Origin of the sequence: Aphanizomenon sp. CS-733/32, from assembly GCF_028330045.1 — a bacterium.
GTDB classification, from domain to species: domain Bacteria; phylum Cyanobacteriota; class Cyanobacteriia; order Cyanobacteriales; family Nostocaceae; genus Dolichospermum; species Dolichospermum gracile.
In genome coordinates this window covers 1-18,032 of the sequence record NZ_JAQMSE010000236.1, presented here as the reverse complement: position 1 = coordinate 18,032, position 18,032 = coordinate 1, and the positions used below count along the sequence as shown (strand labels likewise).

Below are 18,032 nucleotides of genomic sequence, written 5' to 3'. Positions count from 1 at the left end.
TCTCTAACAACAATCCTGAAAATCCTCAAATCCTGAAAATCCTGATTCAGACAATATTGCTTATTAAATATTCAAATCAAAATCCTTCCCATTCCCAAAAATCTCCAACAACAATCCTGTTAATCCTCAAATCCGCTAAATCCGTGTTCAGACAATATTGTGCTTAAAAGCCACAGCAAAACGTTCAATTCCCGCCAAATCAGCATGAATAGAAATATTGCCATAATTCCCATTACTTACCAATAATTCCCGCACCATTGACCCCTGTCCTGCCATCATTTCAATTAACCACAGCCCCCCAGGACGCAAATAATCAGGGGAAACATTAATTAAATGACGAATATAGTCTAAACCATCCTTACCACCATCTAAAGCTAAATGGGGTTCATGTTTCACCACTTCCGGCTGTAAAGTTAAGACCGTATCACTAGGAATATAGGGTGGATTTGATACCATACCACTAAACTGACCCTTGAGAGATTCTAGAGGTTGCCACCAAGAACCCTGATAAAATTGAATCCGTTCCCCAAAACCCAAATTTTCAGCATTGGTTTGAGCTACGGCTAAAGCAGCCGGACTAATATCTACAGCATGAATCATCGCATCTGTCAAGACTTCAGCTAAACCGATGGATATCGCCCCACTACCCGTCCCCAAATCCGCCCAATGTCCTGCTTTCACCTCATCATTAGCCGCAGCTACAGCCAAATCAATCAATATCTCTGTTTCTGGTCTAGGAATTAAAACCGCATTGGATACCGTGAGTTGAAACTTTCGCCAAGCCGTCATTCCCGCAATATACTGCACCGGTAAACGGTCATCTAATCGCCTTTGCCACAACTGCTCTAAGTCAGTTAAAGACAATTCTATGGGGATTTCCTGCCATGTTTTGAAAGACTCCAAACGCAGCGCCAAGCGGTCTAAATTAGCTATTGTTAATAATAGCCAATCTACCTCCATTGGGGATATATCCGCAGCTAGAGCCGCTTGAATTGCGGTTTTTCGCCACAGCCAAAGTTCTAATCCAGAAACCTTATAATTTGGCTTTAACATTTCAGGAGGTAAAAATAATTGTCTATTTCTTGGGTTGAGCGGGAACTATAGAACGAATAAATTCTAGTGATTCCCGTGAAGGAAACAAGAAAATTTTATTAGTGCTGGGATCATTACTACTACTAAGTGTGTCAATCACTCTATACAGATCTAATACCTGAATTTCTGTATTAGCAGCCTCCTGTGGTTTAGCCTTTTTAAATTCTTCTAAAAGAGCCACTGCTTGTTCTTTATCAAAATAGAAAGGAATTAATCGCTCCTTTCCTGCTTGTCCTTTGGGAATTGTTAAATAGCTATTGTTTTGCTTAAATTTTGGCACAAACAAAGGAATACCATCAAATTTTTTGTCTGTTTCACCGCTGCTATTCAGCATGGTTATTGCCTGATCTACCTGTTGTTTACTAGGAACTAAGCTAAAAATGACATTAGAGTCTTTCTTCTTATTATTTTCCACAACTAATTTATAGTATTCTGCTAAAGAAACAGGTGTGATTTGGATAGTGCTTGCTAACTGAGGATTTTCTTTTTTTAGTCGCTGTTCTAGAAAAGATTGAGCATCCTTTTTGCTCAGAAAAAAGCCTATCTGGGAAATAGTCTTGGATTGATTTTTCCTAGAGATAACTACAAATTCTCCTTTGGTATTAGTTAGTGTAAAAACGGGTACTTCTTGTAAAGTTTTTACTACTTGCTCCTGTGGTAAAGCAAAGGCTGGGAGATTATTGATTCCCAATACGCCCCCAAACATCACACTACCGGCTAAACCCAATGTCAAGCCCCAACGTACCAATAATTTCATGATCACTCCTCACCTCAATAATTTCATTCAATGCCAACAATTAGACGAATTGTCAGATTTATATACCAATACAGCAGATTGAGTAGTTAGGAGGTACAAAATCTAAATTTAAACCTATACACAAAGTCAATTTTACTCCTGACTCCTGACTCCTGCTGTCACTAGTTTTAGTTATATAGCAGACCATTCTACAAAAAACTTATGGTAGCTATTTGGTATCAACTATCAATTCTCGAAATACGACTTTGTCAAACCTTTTGGTGGTGATGATATTATCACCTCTAGAAACTGAATATACGCATTAAAGTTATTTTGTTTTTATTTTTGCTGGGCTATTCATTTCCATTATCCCACCCCAAAGCCTGAAAACCCCATTATATGTCTTCTCTAGGAAGAAAGAAGAATATCCTGATGTTTTGCCATTCTATCCTGTGTTTAGTGACGATCTGATTATATCTAACGTTCCAAAAACCGATTGATAAGGTGTGTGGCGGTTTTGGGAGGTTACAATTTATGCCAGTTACTGGGTCATTATATGGTTTAAATCAAAATATAACATTGATACTATTCTCATCCAAGAATGAAACAAAAATTTATCCATGAATCTTAAAAACGTACAAAAGTTATAGTTAAACAACAACAATTAACGACAGTCAGATTTTAGAAGCCACCGGAAGTGGGAAAATAAAATCATGCCAAAAGAAGACCTAAAGAGGAAAAGCCGATAATATGCACTTGAGTGAAATTACCCATCCTAACCAGTTGCATGGTTTGTCAATTCGGCAGTTGCAACAAATTGCCCGTCAAATTCGTGAGAAGCACTTACAAACCGTAGCCGCCTTTGGAGGGCATTTGGGTCCTGGCTTGGGAGTTGTCGAATTAACACTAGGACTTTACCAAACCCTAGATTTAGATCGGGATAAAGTTATATGGGATGTAGGACATCAAGCTTATCCCCACAAATTAATTACCGGACGCTACAGTAATTTCGATACTCTCCGGCAAAAGGATGGCGTTGCAGGTTATCTCAAACGCTGCGAGAACAAATTTGATCATTTTGGCGCAGGACACGCTTCTACAAGTATTTCCGCCGCATTAGGGATGGCTTTAGCCCGCGACTTAAAAGGGGAAAAATTTAAAACCGTTGCTGTGATTGGTGATGGGGCTTTAACAGGGGGTATGGCGCTAGAAGCCATTAACCACGCTGGACACCTCCCGAAAACTAATCTGCTGGTGGTTCTCAATGACAATGAGATGTCAATTTCTCCCAATGTGGGGGCGATTCCTCGTTATCTGAATAAAATGCGTCTGAGTCCGCCAGTGCAGTTTCTCTCCGATGGGATTGAGGAACAGTTAAAACATCTGCCTTTTGTGGGTGAATCTATTTCTCCAGAACTGGAACGCATTAAGGAAGGAATGAAGCGGTTAGCAGTCCCCAAGGTCGGCGCTGTTTTTGAAGAATTGGGCTTTACTTACATGGGTCCAGTTGATGGGCATAATTTAGAGGAATTAATTGCCACATTCCAACAAGCACACCAAATTACTGGCCCGGTTTTGGTTCATGTAGTCACAACTAAGGGTAAAGGCTATGAACTGGCGGAAAAAGACCAAGTCGGCTACCATGCCCAAACTCCCTTTAATTTAGCCACTGGGAAGGCGATTCCCTCTAGTAAACCTAAACCCCCTGCTTACGCTAAGGTATTTTCTCATACCTTAGTAACACTGGCGGAACAAAATCCTAAAATCGTGGGTATTACGGCGGCAATGGCTACTGGTACAGGCTTAGATAAACTACAAGCTAAACTACCTCATCAGTATATTGATGTGGGAATTGCCGAACAACACGCCATTACCTTGTCTGCTGGTTTAGCCTGTGAAGGTATGCGTCCTGTCGCTGCTATTTATTCCACTTTCTTACAACGTGCCTTTGACCAAATTATTCACGATGTTTGTATTCAAAACCTCCCCGTATTCTTCTGTTTAGATCGGGCAGGGATTGTTGGGGCTGATGGTCCAACTCACCAAGGGATGTATGATATTGCTTATCTGCGTTGTATTCCGAATATTGTGGTCATGGCCCCCAAGGATGAGGCGGAATTACAACGGATGGTTGTGACTGGGATTAATTACACAGATGGACCGATTGCGATGCGTTTCCCTCGTGGTAATGGTCACGGTGTCCCCTTAATGGAGGAAGGCTGGGAATCTCTGGAAATCGGGAAGGGGGAAATTCTCCGTCAAGGTGATGATGTGTTGATTGTCGGCTATGGTACGATGGTTTACCCAGCAATGCAAGCGGCGGAAATTCTCAGCGAACATGGGATTGAGGCAACTGTAATTAATGGTCGTTTTGTGAAACCTTTGGATACTGAGTTGATTTTACCTTTGGCTAAACAAATTGGCCGGGTTGTGACTTTGGAAGAAGGTTGTTTAATGGGTGGCTTTGGTTCTGCTGTGGCTGAGGCTTTACTTGATGCTGATGTTGTTGTCCCTGTGAAGCGGATTGGTGTTCCTGATATTTTGGTAGATCATGCTACGCCAGATCAATCTTTTGCTGAGTTGGGTTTGAGTAGTCCTCAAATTGCGGAAAGTATTTTACAAGCTTTCTTTAAGAAGGAATTAGCTGGTGTGAAATAGTTTTTATTGTCTGAATCAGGATTTTCAGGATTTAAGGATTTTCAGGATTTAATTATTTGGCGTTGATGAATAAAAGTATGAATTCGTCTCACGCAAAGGCGCAAAGACTAAGAGGTTGAGAAATGGAATTTTTGATGTTGATACCTCAATTCAACAACGCCAATTATTTTGTATGTATTTCCTGATCCTGTTTATCCTTTTATCTTGGGTATCCTGATTCTGATGTTGATTGGCTTGATGTGGGGAGTTTAGTGCAATAACTATTTCTAGCATAAACCGACCACAAACTACAAAGAGAAAAATAACTCATATAAAGCTAAATTCCGTTCTTTTTTGACAACTAATTCTTGATTAGCTAATCGTTGACGAAGTTATAAAAATAATTTACCTTCTGCATCAACTTTTGATTTAAGTTTTATTTGCATATCATTAACTCCTTAATATCTTTCATTATTATATTACTAATTTTCAGAAAATAATGCTTCTACCGCCACCCTTATGTAATAAGATATTAATTTAATTTTCGTAGGTTGGATAGAACGAAGACCAAACCCAACAACATCCCCGAAATGTTGAGTTTTCTCAACCCAACCTACTACTAAGTAGGTAGGCAAAAATAAATAGAACTATGTTAAGTAAGTTAACAGATTTTGAAATTGGCTCGTAGTTAGGGCTTTAGCCCTACTTTCAGGTCTAAAGACCTGACTACAAACCTTTAATTATTTACGTTACTCTACTTACACCGTTAATAATTGTTTGACAGCAGCATTAAGAGGGTGTTTGAAAAGTCTAATTTATTACTTGCAAGGGCGACTAGAAGTCGCAGCTACACAGACGAAACCCACCTTCGTGGGTTCAAAGGCCTTGATTTTTCCTTAGTCCACGCAGGTGGACTTTGTTTGTGTAGTAGCGATTTCTAATCGCCGGAAACTTTTCAAACATCCTCTAATGATTTTTTCGCTCTCTGTTTGAGTTTGTGTTAGTTTGGTTTCTAGTTCATCACATAGTTTCATTAATTTATCTACTTTGGAAACTATGCGTTTTTGTTCATTAAGTGGTGGGAGAGGAATAATAGCATCAGCAATGCGTTTGATTGCTAATTTTGGTTGTGCCTGTTGATTGGTCTTATCTTTGAATTGCTGTTGAACTATATTAGAACTAAGTACCGGAAGAAAATATTTTTTATTTAAACCTCGAAATACAATTTTTGCCGCATTTTCTGTTAAATTCATTTTATTGAAAAGTTCAGGAACTTCTCCTACTTGTCCAATAGTTCCTGCTATAGTGATATATAAATCATCGCGCTCAATAATATATTTTTTTATTGGCTGATACACATTATCATCTATATATTTTAGTCCATTATCCATAATAGTTCCATTCTTCATATTAGTTCAGGACTTACGCAACCGGCACATTGGTAGGGTGCGTCAGACTGCATAAATCCTACCAATAAACAGATTTTTGATACCTGACGCACCCTACAACAGATGTTTAGTGTGACACTTGCGTAAGTCCTAATATTGTAAATTTTTGTAAAATTGATGTCTTCAAGACTAGAAACCTGCTAATTACATGACTAAACTAAAAACTAAGTGCATCTGTACTGTTAACAATCAAAATTGTAAATGTGGCACTATAGCCTGAATGATCCCAGTCCAACTTATCATTAAAAACTTTCTCAGTTACCGTGACGCAAGTTTAGATTTTAGCGGCTTGCATACGGCGTGTATTTGTGGTTCTAATGGTGCGGGAAAATCTTCCCTTCTAGAAGCTATCACTTGGGCAATTTGGGGTGAAAGCCGTGCTACTGTTGAGGATGATGTGATTCATGCCGGGGCGAAAGAAGTCCGAATTGATTTCACTTTCCAAAGTGGTCAGCAAACTTATCGGGTAATTCGTAACCGGGTGAGGGGTGGAACTAGTATTTTGGAATTTCAAATTGAAACTCCCACTGGGTTTCGTCCTTTGACGGGTAAGGGATTAAAAGCCACTCAGGATGTGATTCTCGAACATATTAAGCTAGATTATGAGACTTTTATTAATTCGGCTTATTTGCGTCAAGGAAAAGCCGATGAATTTATGCTCAAACGTCCTGCTGAACGTAAGGAAATTTTAGCAGAGTTATTGAAACTAAATCAGTATGATGAGTTGGAAGAACGAGCCAAGGATAAAGCTAAACTTTATAGAATCCAAGGAGAAGAGTTAGAAAATTCTTTAGCAAATATCAAAATTCAACTCCAACAACGGGAAATAACGGAAACTCAGCGCACTGAGTTAGAAGCGCAACTGAATAATCTACAACAGGTGCAAGCTTCTGAAAATATTCAGTTACAAAGTTTACAGGTTATCCAACATCAAAGACAAAGTTGGGAACAGCAATTAAATTTTCTGCGGCAACGATATGATAATCTGAGTCAAGATAGCGATCGCCTACAACAAGAACAAATAGCCGTAAAATCCCAACTAGCAGATTTAGAAAAGGTTTTAAATCAACAAACTGACATTCAAGCTGGTTATTCTCAATATCAAAATCTCCAATCTCAAGAAGAAATCTTTGCTGCTAAATTTGAACAACATACCCGCGCTACCAATTTAAAACAACAAAAACAACAACAACTATATAAACAAACTCAAGATTTAGAACGTCAATTACAACAAGCCCAAGCCCAATTAGCAGCTTTAGAACAGCAAGAACAAGAAATTACCCAAACCCTGAGTAAATCTGGGGATATCGAAACAGCTATATTACAATTAAATACCGCCCGTCAGCATTTGACTAATTTAGATCAATTGCAAATGCAGGTAACACCATTATTACAACAAAGAGCCAGTTTGCAAACTCAATTAGATCGCACTCATGCTAGTTTAGTCGCACGATTAGAGCAAATGCAAGCCACAGAAAAACAATTACAAAATCAAAATCACCGGCAACCCCAATTACAACAAGCAGTCATAGAAATAGGCACGCAAATTGAAGAATTAGAAAAAAAGCGCGTTTATCTCCAAAGAGTCCAAGAGAAAGGACAGGAAAGACGACATTTTATTGAACGTTTGCAAGCCCACCAACGAGATTATGAAAGGTTGTTAGGAGAACTAGAACAAAAATTGCAAATGTTACAAAATCCCGATGCTAGTTGCCCTTTGTGTGAACGTCCTTTAGATGAACATCATTGGAGTAAAGTGATCGAAAAAACCCAACTAGAATATGAAGATACTCAAGGACAATTTTGGGTAGTGCGGGAACAACTCGCAGTTTCAGATCGAGAAATTCAGGTACTCCGACAGGAATATCGAGAAATATCTCAAAAATTATCCGGTTATGATTCATTGCGGGAACAACGGGGACAATTAGCCGCACAGTTAGAAGCTACAAGTGATGTCCAACAACAGTTACTACAAATTATTGCCCAAAAAGAACATTTAGAAAATTCGTTAGAAACTGGTGATTATGCCCCAGAAAAACAAATAGAAATTCAGCAATTAGATCAATATCTTCAACAACTTAACTATAGTGAACAAGACCACGCCCTTGCCCGCAGTGAGGTGGAAAGATGGCGTTGGGCAGAAATTAAACAAGGACAAATTAAAGATGCCTTAAAACGCCAAGCACAACTAACAGCTAAAAAACCAGAATTAACAGGGAATATTACTCAATTACAATGGCAACTCCAACAGGGACAAACTGATTCTGATTGTGCCAAAGAAATCGCTAATTTAGAACAGCAAATTGCGGAAATTGGCTATAGTTCCGAACAGCATAATTATCTGCGTCAAGGTGTCCGACAAGGGCAAGTTTGGCAATCACGTCATCAACAATTATTATCAGCACAAGTACAATATCCGCAATTACTTAGTAAAAGTCAAGATTTAGAAGATTCATTACAAAGAATCCTGAAAGAAAGAGAGATCTTAACTCAAGAAATTGATAATATTGTTAAACAATTATCTGATAGTGCCAATCCCACAGCCCAAATTCAGAATTTAGAACAACAATTAGCAAACCGCAGACGGGAACTAGATAATAAAATATCTCAGTTAGGGCAATTAAAACAAATGTCTCTGCAATTAGAAAGTTTACAAAATCAGTATGAACAAGGAATACAACAATTACGAAATTGTAAACAACAACAGCGTGTTTATCAGGAATTAGCCCAAGCTTTCGGCAAAAATGGGATTCAAGCTTTAATGATTGAAAATATTTTACCTCAACTGGAAGCGGAAGCTAATCAACTACTTTCTCGATTGAGTGCGAATCAATTTCATGTTCAGTTTGTCACCCAAAAAGCCGGACGCAGTGGCAAATCCAGCAAGAAAAATGCCAAATTAATAGATACTTTAGATATCTTAATTGCTGATGCTAGGGGAACGAGATCCTATGAAACTTATTCAGGAGGGGAAGCTTTTAGAATTAACTTTGCTATTCGTTTAGCCCTGGCAAAATTATTGGCACAAAGAGCAGGAGCATCATTACAATTATTAGTAGTAGATGAAGGTTTTGGGACTCAAGATGGGGAAGGATGCGATCGCCTAATAGCCGCCATTAACGCCATATCCGCTGATTTTGCCTGTATCCTCACTGTCACCCATATGCCCCACCTCAAAGAAGCCTTCCAAGCCAGAATCGAAGTAAGTAAAAATCAACAAGGTTCACAATTACAATTATTGATGTAATTATTGATGAACTTACATTTTGCATCAGTCCTAACAACAACAGCAAAAACAGCAAATCCTCCACTTGTTTGAAAAATCTGGTATTCTTATCTTTGTTGTACTATATTATGTTCCTGTGCTGACTTATTTGCTCCGTAATTTCACGAAGAATATATCTCCTATAAATAGGATAAATCATGATCTGTTACGTCGTTTTTTCAAAATGACAGGTATTAATATTCTTGCTAATCTTACAGAACCTCTAGCTGGATTATTTTCTGTTGCTTTCTTAGGACATCTCACTCAAATTGATGATTTAGCAGGAGTTAGTTTAGCTACTATTTTATTCAACTGTATTTTTGAGAGTTTACTGTTTTTAAGAATATCAACAACTGCTTTAACTGCTCAATCAGTTGGTAAAGATGACAAAGAAGAGCTATTACTAGTAGCACTACGAAGTGCTTTCATTGCTGTGGTAATAGGTGTAGTGATTGTCATATTACAGTATCCAATAGGAGTATTAGGCTTTAGTCTATTAAATGGATCTTCAAACGTTGAATCAAGTGGACTATCTTATTTTTATGCTCGAATTTGGGGATTACCCGCTGTTTTACTCAATTTCGTAATTCTTGGTTGGTTTTTAGGACGGGAACAAAATGGTAAAGTCTTGCTGTTAACTGCGCTTGGTAATATCGTTAATGTGGTACTAAGCTATGTGGTAATTGTCCAGTGGAACTTGGGAAGTCAAGGAGTCGGCTTATCGCAAACATTTAGCGAATATTTAACTTTATTATTAGGTATAATTCTAGTAATTATTTCTATTGAATGGCAGATTTTATCGAAAGCTATCCCTAAATTTTGGGATTTATATATTTTCCGAAATCTTATGTCATTCAATGGTGACTTGCTACTAAAATCATTTATATGTATGGCTATTTGGGGGATTTTCTTCGCTCTAAGTGCGCCATTGGGAACTGAAATTTTAGCTGAGAATACTTTACTTCAACAGATAATTTATCTAATTATGTATGTCATTGAAGCCATAGGATTTACCACAGAAACAATAACTGGAAATCTGAAAGGGCAAAATAATAATGATGAATTATTATCATTGCTGCAAATTTCTCTAATAGTTAGTACAATAGTAGGAGTTTTAACTTCGGCAGTGTGTGTTCTTTTACCAGAAATTATTTTTGGATTGTTAACTAATCATCATGAAATCATAGAGCCAATTAAGATTTATACTCCTTGGTTGTTTATAGTTTTAATCTGTTTTTCAATTGCTTGGATTTTAGAAGGTTATTTTGCGGGATTAGCAAATAGTAAAGCCCCACTTAACGCAGCTATACTAGGACTTTTCATAGGGTTTTTACCTTCAGCAACTTGGGCATGGATAACTCATAATAACCATCTTTTATGGTTGGCTATATCAGCGTTTATGGTGACTAGATTGGTAGTGCTTTTACTGCAATTGTTAGAAATATTTAGTAATGATTTTATCAAAACTAATCAACAAAAGGAAACATGATTAAAAAATGGACAATTGGTAAAGTTAGCTTAAGTGAGGTTAGCATTGTAAATCGTCGTTATGGCCAGGCAAAAGGCAAGAGTGAAGAGGATTTGAGCGATTTTACTTTTCTTTACACAGATTGGTTTTATTGTGTTCACCTACTTAGCTATTTATTTGACTATTTGGCAGCTAGAAAAAATTAAGGGCTGGATTTTGAGGAATACCATTTTTAATGTCTATTGCGTTCCAAATAGTCAAATTTTTCTTCCATGTTTCCTCTCCTGCCATAATCGTCTTTACATAAGGTAAGAAAGCTTTACTTACTTGATAAGTTGCTTCTTGCCATAGATAGCTAGGACTGTTATCAACTCCATAATAAATTACTCCTGTTCCTACTTCAAAAAAAGGCTCACTAAAAGATGTAAATTTCCCAAATTCAAATGCCATTGGTAAGTCAAGAGAAACATCAATGATAATAGTTCCAGGTTTAAAATATTTTAATTGTTCATTACGAATAAATTTTACTACTGCATTATTTTCTTGGATAATACAGTTAATGATAATATCATAATTAGCTAATTCTCTCACTAGTAAATAATCTTGATTTTTAGCCATAGGAATTACATAATTCTTACTATCAGGGGAAGCAACACAGTTATAATGATAATAATTTACGCCAGAAATAGGATTTTTTAAATCATGATATTGACGACGAGTAAAGATAGTGATATCCCTATAACCCAATTTGTCTAAAGCAGAAATCGCTCCTCGTGTTGTATTGCCAAAACCAAGAATAGCTATAGGTTTGGAGGTATTATTATAACGTGCCATATCTAGGACTTCTAAGCTATGCCAAACACTACAATAACCCCCTAATTCATTATTTTTATCAAAAATATGCTTAGTCGGTGTTTTTTCATCCCTCCAAAAGTACATAAATTCTAAGGCTATGAACGTCATCTTTTTGTCTATTCCTACTTGATTTAACTCATGATGATATCTACAATCCAGCCATCCTAAAATAATTTGGTTTTCTTGAAAAAATCTGAAATCGTGTTTGGTCGGTTTTAAAAGTACAATTGCATCACATTGTTCAAACAAAACTTGACGAGGTACAATATTTTTTATGTGTTGTTTCAAGAAATCTGAGCTAATTCCAAAACCTTCGCCATATCCTTCTTCAAGAAACAAGTTTTCTCTAGTTTGGGAATCAAGATTAGCCAAATGTTCTGGATGAATAGGAAGGCGTAATTCATTTTCCTTAAAGGAAGTTCCGCAAAGTCCCAATTTGAAATTTTTGTAACCCATAATATTAGAAACAATGGTAATAAATACAAGTTATCAACTAATAGTAGCAATACTATTGCCAATTTTCCTCAATGTGTCTGAAACTTAATGAAATCGTAAGTAACGATATTAATAGGGTTTCAGGGTTTTGGCTAAGGTATTGTATAGGACTCCTGTTTGATTTTTGATAGCGTAGCGTGGCGTAAGCCATACAGAACTCAGTAGATACTGAAAGCCTTCTTTCCTGTTCCCTGTTCCCAGTTAAGAGTTCCCTGCCTCCACGAAAAATTCATCAATCAAATCGGATCACTATATATTTTTTAAAATATCACTTGACTGGGATAATGAAAAAAAATTAACATTATCTACATCTACTAATGCTGAGACTAATTACTGACTTTGACGGGCCAATCATGGATGTTTCGGAACGCTATTACCGTGTTTATCAATTGTGTCTAGAGAAAACCCGATATCCTCAACAAACAATTACAGAACTGTCTAAAGCCGAATTTTGGCAACTCAAGCGATCGCACACTCCCGAACTCCAAATTGCCCTCAAATCAGGTTTAGATGCCCAACAAGGGCAACAATTCTCCCAAATCCGTAAACAAACAGTTCACACCTTACCTTATTTCCAGTATGATGTTCTTGTCCCCACAGCATTAGCCGCACTCACCCAAATTCAAGCCGCCGGTGTTGATTTAGCAGTGATGACCATGCGGAGAGTACGAGAACTACACTATGCCTTTAATCAACATAATTTAAGCCAATTTTTCCCAGAAAATCGCCGTTATTGCCTAAGCAACGACTATGTAAAAACCCGTGATGTCGAAGATAAACCATTGTTAATGGCTAAAGCCTTAGCCGAACTCCCCCCCGCTGCTGATACTTGGATGGTGGGAGACACAGAAGCCGACATTACGTCCGCCAAAAAACATAATATTAAAATTATCGCTGTTGAATCTGGTATCCGCGATCGCTCACAACTTGAATCTTATCAACCTGATCTGATTATGCCAGACTTAAAAACCGCTGTAAATTTCATCCTCAACCATTGACACTCTCAGGTCTAAAGACACTGAGATTCTTTAATCAACGATATGACTTGCTCAGGCAGGATTTCTCTAGTCTGAATAGAGGTCTAGATAGGGCTTGCTGAATAAATGTAAGACCTATATATATCAAAGGTTTGAGTCTGCTAAAAAAGAAAATAATGGTGCGTTACGCTCTCGCTAACACACCCTACTTTTGCACCTTATTTAATTCACATTCCTAACCAATTACCCATTATCTAACGTAAAAAACTACTTACTAACCACAGCAAGATAAAAGTCAACAATGTAGAAAACTGATTCGCCGTCATATTGATCACTGGCAATGGTAATATCAAGCCAGCAATCAGACCACCAGCAATTAAACCAGCAATTAAACTCACCAGCGTCAATAAAACCGCTCTCCCAAACTTTCCTTCCTTGCGATTAAGAAAGTAAATACCAACACCCACCCCAACTACCAAAGACAGTTGTAAAACCTGTCCACCACCACCGGGATACAACAAACTCGTTGCACCCAAACCTAAATACAAAGCACCTGGTAGCAGGACATCAGTTAACGTGGGCTGATCTAAACTTCGCTGTAGCCATGCAGGAGACTGCTGACCAAGGGATTGACTTATTTGAGGAGAAGATGGAACTCGCATTTCTGGAAATCGGATGCGCTCAGGCACTTTAATCTTACCTTCTTGGCGCATCCGTAGGCGTTCCATTAAAATCGCATCATAAGCGGCTTCAATGGCTTCTCGGACATTACTATCACCACCATGTTTTTCCAACAGGCGATTCCGAACATCCTGGATTTCATCGAAGCTTGCGTCTTCCGATACCCCAAGTTTTTCGTAGGGACTTTGATCACTCATGGGAGGTTATTACTTTAGCCTTAATCGGCGGCACTTTTTATTTTACAGAAAAACAACTTTAGATTTTATAGAAATAAAGACAACAACTAGATCGGTAACTATCTGAATTATTTGTCTTAGGCGATTTTATCCATCCATCATGATCATAACATGAGTCGGGTCAACCGCACATAAATTCAACAAAACTGAATTTCTCGTAACTTTTGCTATACCAGCATATTTACCTCTTCCCTATCCATAATAAAAATCACATTTTATGCAAATAATCAGGATCATCATTCCTGTCCCCTGTAAATTTTGAATTACTACCAAAGTAGAACCTGCGTCTCTACGCAATCATGGTTGTTAATCCTATGCACTTTTATAAAAACTAATCCCTATGGCTGTTGCTAAGATTCTTGTAGTTGACGACGATCCCGCGGTGCGAAATTTAATCCAACGCTTTTTGCTCAAACAAAATTACCAAGTTGAGTCCGCTGAAGACGGGAAGACTGGTATGAGTATGTTTGAACAATTTAATCCCGATTTAGTAATTTTAGATGTTAATCTGCCGGATGTAATTGGCTTTAACCTTTGTCAAGAAATGCAGAGTCGTAGTGGCGTATTTGTACTACTCCTGACCAGTAGAACCGACGAAGGTGATAAAATTCGCGGTTTTGCTAAAGGTGCTGATGACTATCTCACTAAGCCATTTGGTTTGGGAGAGTTAGAGGTAAGAGTAGCAGCTATTTTAAGGCGGCAGCGAGTTGTGACTAATGCCGAAAAGCAACGCTTAATTTTTGACAAATTAACAATTGATTTTATGCGACGGGAAGTAATGCTTAGTAGCGAACCCGTTCCCCTAACTGCCCTGGAATTTGACTTATTGTATTTCCTCGCTAGTCACCCAGCTAGAGTTTGGCGACGCTCCGAACTTATTCAAGAAGTGTGGGACTATGAATATGTTGGGGATCAGCGAGTTGTGGATGTTCATATCGGTCAAATTCGGAAGAAAATTGAAATAGATCCGACTCAATCAACATTAATTCATACCATCCGTGGTGTCGGGTACAAATTTGAATGCGCTACTTCTGCCTAAAATTTGACTACCACTTGTAAATCCCCGCCAATCCCACACAATCAAGGTGTGGGATCAAATAAACAAACTTGGTTTATTTAATCCAGTATTTCTATAGATCATTGATGAAATAAAGTTTCTAAGTAAACACGAGCGGCTCGGCGATCGCTCTCACCATTTTGCAACAAAAATAACGATAAAGCCGCTGTTAACACCCGGTTTTGATCCCAATCAGGATGGGTTTCTAGGTAGTTGTTCATAGATTCCTGTAATGTTTCGGGAATTTCGGTCAAGATAGGGACTGTGGTGTTCATAAAATTTTCCTGTAGATCAATCAAGAGAAGTTATTTGTGTTCAGTCTGACTGAGGGCTGATTCATACCCTGTGAGGGACGTAGGGGGGAAATTAAAATAAACCAGAACACAAAATTCAGATGCCGAATGAAATCAAACTAAGACTCATCATTTTGCGCTCACCAGGGGTGGATTTGTCAATGCTGCGAAATGTTAACAATTAGCAGTCAAAAATAAATCTCGACGCAATAATCAGGCTCACAACTATATTTTCGTTACATAACTTTATAAAAACTCAGTTATCTAGCCTGTTAGTAGGGAAAAATTCACAATCCCCAATAAGTCAGCAATGACTGATTAACTCGTAGAACGTCTGTGGAAAAGTCCCAAATTACCTGTGGAAATCCTGTGGAATCAATGAGGAAAACAATAGTTAATAATAAGAATTACCATAATGTCAGGAAAATATGACATATCAGGCAAGTAACAGGGAGTAGGGGCAGGGAACAGAGGGTAGGGAGAGAGCATAGGAGGTAAGAGGTAGTTTGTGACAAAAGTTACTCGTTAAGAGTGAGCTAGACAAACCTATACAAATACATACAAAACTACAAGTATTTGAAGTATACATGGAATAAGTTGACTAAAAAATTAGGCAAAATGTGTCAGAATTAAATAACAAAGTATAGTGTTGAAATCAGCAAATGCTTTTATCCATCAAAACAAAACTCAAGTTAAATAAAACTCAAGAAATATTCATGGCTAAACACGCTGGCATAGCAAGGTTTACCTACAATTGGGGGTTAGCAACTTGGGCTTATTTGTATAACGATGGGTTAAAACCAAACAAATATCTTCTCAAAAAATTCTTTAACAATCATGTCAAACCTGAATTGACATGGATTAAAGAAAAAGGTATTTGTCAGAAAATCACTCAATACGCTTTTGATAGTTTAGGTGAAGCTTTCCAGAGATTCTTTCAAGGACAGTCTAAATATCCTAACTTCAAAAAGAAAGGAAAAAATGATAGTTTTACAATTGATGCAGGTGGTAAACCAATTCCTGTAGGTGGTACATCAATAAAACTACCAACAATTGCATGGGTAAAAACTTATGAAGGATTACCTCACACCACCTGTAAAAGTATTACTATTTATAGAACTGCCAATAGTTGGTATATAGCCTTTTCTTATGAAAAAGAATGTCAACCAACTATTAAAGACCATGATGTTGTTGGTGTTGATTTGGGAGTAAAGGAACTAGCTACACTAAGCACTGGTATTACCTTCCCTAATCCTAAACACTATAAACAGAACTTAGCCAAACTACAAAGATCATCCAAAGTCTATTGTAGAAAAGCTTCATGTTCAAACAATAAGCATAAAGCTAAAATTAAACTAGCTAGACATCATGCAAGAATAGCAAACCTGAGAAAAGACACTATTCATAAACTTACTACTTACTTATGCAAAAACCACGCGAAGATAGTAGTAGAAGATTTAAATGTTTCAGGGATGTTATCAAATAATAAATTAGCTCAAGCAATAGCTGATTGTGGGTTTTATGAGTTTAAGCGTCAGCTAGAATATAAAGCTAAAAAATTTGGTTGTGAAATTATAATTGCTGATAGATTTTATCCATCAAGTAAAACCTGTTCTCACTGTGGGCATAAAAAAGATAGTCTTTCCTTGTCTGAAAGAATTTATCGCTCTAAATGCAGCAATCATGTTATCGCGTCTGGCTAAGGCGTGAAAGTCTACCGAGGGATAACCGCTCCCATGCTCCCGTTGAAGTAGAAAGTAAAGTCTAGCTTTGTCCAGGTCTTATATAGCAGCTAAATGCACGTTAAGATAAATGGAAGTATGGAAATAATGACACTGTTACCTGTAACCTGTAACCTGTAACCTGTAACCTGTAACCTGTAACCTGTAACCTGTAACCTGTAACCTGTAACCTGTGACCTATCCCCTATTCCCTTTTTTGTAGATTCTTAAATTTTTGCCTGAGAAATTGGAATGTTAGACCAAATATTTGATTACTTAAATTTTCATTTCAGTGTTGAAGCTTCTATAGTCCTCTTAATATTAGTGTTTTTAGAAGCGGTACTGTCGGCTGATAATGCGATCGCTCTCGCTGCGATCGCCCAAGGACTAGAAGACAAGAAACTAGAACGTCAAGCCCTAAATATTGGGTTAGTCTTCGCTTACGTTCTCCGCATTAGCCTACTGTTAACAGCCACCTGGGTACAAAAATTTTGGCAATTTGAACTATTGGGTGCTGCTTATCTGTTATGGCTAGTATTTCAACACTTCAGTTCCCAAGAAGATGAAAACAATCACCATCATGGACCACGTTTTAAATCTTTATGGCAAGCTATACCCGTAATTGCCTTTACAGATTTAGCCTTTTCCTTGGATAGTGTCACCACAGCGATCGCCGTTTCCCAAGAAACATGGTTAGTAATCACAGGTACAACCATTGGGATTATCACCCTCCGATTTATGGCTGGATTATTTATCCGCTGGTTAGATGAATATACAAACTTAGAAGACGCAGGCTATATCACTGTAGCATTTGTGGGTTTACGTCTCTTATTAAAAGTCATCAACGATGATTTAGTCCCACCAGAATGGCTCGTAGTGACTGCCATTGGGATCATCTTAGCCTGGGGCTTCTCTAAACGCAAGGTTGTGGAATTAGCCCCAGAAGAAAAGGAAAAAGCTGAAGTATCCGAAGTAACAAAGTAATTCAGCAAAGACCAGAAGCAGAGGAGATGAGGAGAAATTAATCTTGCCTCTTGCCTCTTGCCTCTTGACTCTTGCCTCTTGACTCTT

At 37.8% G+C, this 18,032-nt stretch carries 14 protein-coding genes; 8 read left to right on the top strand and 6 right to left on the bottom strand.

All coding sequences use genetic code 11. The annotated features are described in order from the left end of the window. Positions 1–147 precede the first annotated feature (147 nt). Both prmC and PN471_RS20345 read right to left on the bottom strand, forming a co-directional pair. Positions 148–1,053 carry a peptide chain release factor N(5)-glutamine methyltransferase gene (gene prmC / locus PN471_RS20350; protein ID WP_271778395.1) on the bottom strand — a complete coding sequence of 302 codons (906 nt, stop codon included), beginning with the start codon at positions 1,051–1,053 and terminating at the stop codon, positions 148–150. Between the two features lie 22 nt (positions 1,054–1,075). Then, the gene (locus PN471_RS20345; protein WP_271778394.1) at positions 1,076–1,849 is read right to left on the bottom strand and encodes a Tic22 family protein; all 774 of its coding nucleotides are present in this window, start codon (positions 1,847–1,849) and stop codon (positions 1,076–1,078) included. A gap of 729 nt (positions 1,850–2,578) precedes the next feature. Here PN471_RS20345 and dxs point away from each other — a divergent pair. Continuing rightward, on the top strand, positions 2,579–4,486 hold the full coding sequence (gene dxs / locus PN471_RS20340) for a 1-deoxy-D-xylulose-5-phosphate synthase (protein ID WP_271778393.1): 1,908 nt from the start codon (positions 2,579–2,581) through the stop codon (positions 4,484–4,486). Positions 4,487–5,361: 875 nt separating this feature from the next. Here dxs and PN471_RS20335 read toward each other — a convergent pair. Next, the gene (locus PN471_RS20335) at positions 5,362–5,856 is read right to left on the bottom strand and encodes a restriction endonuclease subunit S (RefSeq protein WP_271778392.1); all 495 of its coding nucleotides are present in this window, start codon (positions 5,854–5,856) and stop codon (positions 5,362–5,364) included. A 277-nt stretch (positions 5,857–6,133) separates the two neighbouring features. Between PN471_RS20335 and sbcC the strand changes: the two genes are divergently transcribed. The 3 genes from sbcC to PN471_RS20320 all read left to right on the top strand — a co-directional run bounded on the left by sbcC (position 6,134) and on the right by PN471_RS20320 (position 10,852). Next, positions 6,134–9,160 carry an exonuclease subunit SbcC gene (gene sbcC, locus PN471_RS20330; RefSeq protein ID WP_271778391.1) on the top strand — a complete coding sequence of 1,009 codons (3,027 nt, stop codon included), beginning with the start codon at positions 6,134–6,136 and terminating at the stop codon, positions 9,158–9,160. 202 nt (positions 9,161–9,362) lie between these two features. Further along, positions 9,363–10,667: an MATE family efflux transporter gene (locus PN471_RS20325; RefSeq protein ID WP_271778390.1), complete on the top strand. Its 1,305-nt coding sequence runs from the start codon at positions 9,363–9,365 to the stop codon at positions 10,665–10,667. Next, on the top strand, positions 10,664–10,852 hold the full coding sequence (locus PN471_RS20320) for a hypothetical protein (RefSeq protein WP_271778389.1): 189 nt from the start codon (positions 10,664–10,666) through the stop codon (positions 10,850–10,852). The genes PN471_RS20325 and PN471_RS20320 overlap by 4 nt, the downstream gene beginning before the upstream one ends. On the opposite strand, the gene PN471_RS20315 is transcribed toward PN471_RS20320, so the two are convergent. Beyond that, complete coding sequence (locus PN471_RS20315) at positions 10,839–11,957, bottom strand: hypothetical protein (RefSeq protein WP_271778388.1); 1,119 nt, start codon at positions 11,955–11,957, stop codon at positions 10,839–10,841. The genes PN471_RS20320 and PN471_RS20315 overlap by 14 nt on opposite strands. Positions 11,958–12,313: 356 nt before the next feature. Here PN471_RS20315 and PN471_RS20310 point away from each other — a divergent pair, with 356 nt between their 5' ends. Then, positions 12,314–12,994 (top strand): HAD family hydrolase, encoded by a 681-nt coding sequence (locus tag PN471_RS20310; RefSeq protein WP_271778387.1) that lies wholly within the window; start codon positions 12,314–12,316, stop codon positions 12,992–12,994. 233 nt (positions 12,995–13,227) lie between these two features. On the opposite strand, the gene PN471_RS20305 is transcribed toward PN471_RS20310, so the two are convergent. Beyond that, positions 13,228–13,851, bottom strand: coding sequence for a CPP1-like family protein (locus PN471_RS20305; RefSeq protein WP_271778386.1), 624 nt, complete (start codon positions 13,849–13,851; stop codon positions 13,228–13,230). 379 nt (positions 13,852–14,230) lie between these two features. Between PN471_RS20305 and PN471_RS20300 the strand changes: the two genes are divergently transcribed. Next, positions 14,231–14,929 carry a response regulator transcription factor gene (locus PN471_RS20300; protein ID WP_271778385.1) on the top strand — a complete coding sequence of 233 codons (699 nt, stop codon included), beginning with the start codon at positions 14,231–14,233 and terminating at the stop codon, positions 14,927–14,929. A gap of 98 nt (positions 14,930–15,027) precedes the next feature. Here the strand turns inward: PN471_RS20300 and PN471_RS20295 are convergent, their stop codons facing one another. Then, on the bottom strand, positions 15,028–15,222 hold the full coding sequence (locus PN471_RS20295) for a DUF2811 domain-containing protein (RefSeq protein WP_193894023.1): 195 nt from the start codon (positions 15,220–15,222) through the stop codon (positions 15,028–15,030). Between the two features lie 680 nt (positions 15,223–15,902). Here PN471_RS20295 and PN471_RS20290 point away from each other — a divergent pair. Next, positions 15,903–16,943, top strand: coding sequence for an RNA-guided endonuclease InsQ/TnpB family protein (locus tag PN471_RS20290; RefSeq protein WP_271778384.1), 1,041 nt, complete (start codon positions 15,903–15,905; stop codon positions 16,941–16,943). 270 nt (positions 16,944–17,213) lie between these two features. After that, a complete protein-coding gene (locus PN471_RS20285; protein WP_271778383.1) occupies positions 17,214–17,945 on the top strand; it encodes a TerC family protein in 732 nt (243 codons plus the stop codon). Positions 17,946–18,032: the final 87 nt, after the last annotated feature.